This window comes from Psychrobacter sp. FME6, assembly GCF_014861365.1.
Taxonomy (GTDB): domain Bacteria; phylum Pseudomonadota; class Gammaproteobacteria; order Pseudomonadales; family Moraxellaceae; genus Psychrobacter.
In genome coordinates this window covers 1-1,252 of record NZ_RRYW01000203.1, presented here as the reverse complement: position 1 = coordinate 1,252, position 1,252 = coordinate 1, and the positions used below count along the sequence as shown (strand labels likewise).

Annotated in this window: 2 protein-coding genes; one reads left to right on the top strand and one right to left on the bottom strand. The window is 39.2% G+C overall.

Features of this window, described 5'->3' with window-relative positions:
* Window positions 1-41: 41 nt before the first annotated feature.
* Window positions 42-263, bottom strand: a complete 222-nt coding sequence (locus EI162_RS14225) for a hypothetical protein (RefSeq protein ID WP_192524951.1) — start codon at window positions 261-263, stop codon at window positions 42-44.
* Window positions 264-657: 394 nt separating this feature from the next.
* Here EI162_RS14225 and EI162_RS14220 point away from each other — a divergent pair.
* Window positions 658-1,252 (top strand): MobA/MobL family protein (locus EI162_RS14220; RefSeq protein WP_192524950.1); only part of this gene is annotated, 595 nt, incomplete at its 3' end.

The window sequence follows — 1,252 nt, the reverse complement described above, 5'->3', positions numbered from 1 at the left end:
TTCTCGCTTGTGTCTTTATCTGGCTGCCGCTGATTTGAATTCTATACAGCCCCTAGCCATTGCGGAATATTTTTATCTTCTTTGAAGAATGTATATTTAACTATAGAGATAACTAAAAAAATTAAGATAGCTGGTAAAACAACTCCATCGCTAGTTATCTTTTTATCTGAAACTAACATCAATGCTACAAATAAAATAGCATAAGCAAATGCTACAGAAGATGCCAAACCTAGCGGTTTTAATATATCTTTTTTTGTTTCCATGCTAAAAACACCTAATTTTTAAAATTTATATGATGTAATTTTTACTGTGGAATGGTTGTGTCCCACTGACTAAGTGCGAACTTACGAAAACTATGCTAACATTCCACTACGTTACAGTATAGATAGTTTTCATAATTCGCAAAGGGGAAACCCCCTTGACCCCCAAACCTAAAATTTAGAGAAGAGTTATAATGCAAAAATTTATAGTTCTAGATAATAATATTGTTAATTTATCGGAAATCAAACGGATCACTATGGACAAGAAGCGATTTTTAATTACGTTTCAATTAGGGTTTGGGTTAAACAATATATTTAGGCAGTGTAACGATAGTCAACATCTAGAAAAAGTTTTTAAAGACATAACAGACAAGTTGGAAGCAGAGCGTATCTAGTCATGGCAATCTACCACCTATCGACTAAGCCAGTATCACGTAGTAGCGGAAGAACCGCCACTGCGTCTATTGCTTATCGTGCTGGTATCGCAATCAAAGATGAACGCACAGGCAAAGAACACGACTACACCAAAAGAAGCGGTGTGGCATACACCCAACTTCATACCCCAAACAATTTAGACATCAAACGTAACGACCTTTGGAACTTGGCAGAAACTACCGAAACAAGAAAGAACAGCAGAACCGCAAGAGAGATAGTCGTTAATCTACCCCATGAGTTATCAAGGCGTTTACGGATAATGCTCGTTAACGACTTCGCTAAGGACTTAGCCAATCAATACGGTGTTGCCGTTGATGTGGCAGTGCATACGCCTGATGCACAAGGCGACAACCGCAATCATCACGCCCATATCATGTTGACCACTCGCAAACTGGAACGCTTGGAGAGTGGCAGAGTCGCTTTAACAGACAAATCACAGCTAGAAATGAGTAATACCCAGCTTAAAGAGCGTGGTTTGCCAAGTGCTAGGGAAGAACTAAAGGCAATCCGTGAGCAGTGGGCTAATATCACCAATAAGCACCTCAAAGAAGCCAAGA

What these genes read in the sequence shown, in the direction of transcription:
- EI162_RS14225 (WP_192524951.1), bottom strand. Translation starts at nt 263, where the DNA reads ATGGAAACAAAAAAAGATATATTAAAACCGCTAGGTTTGGCATCTTCT.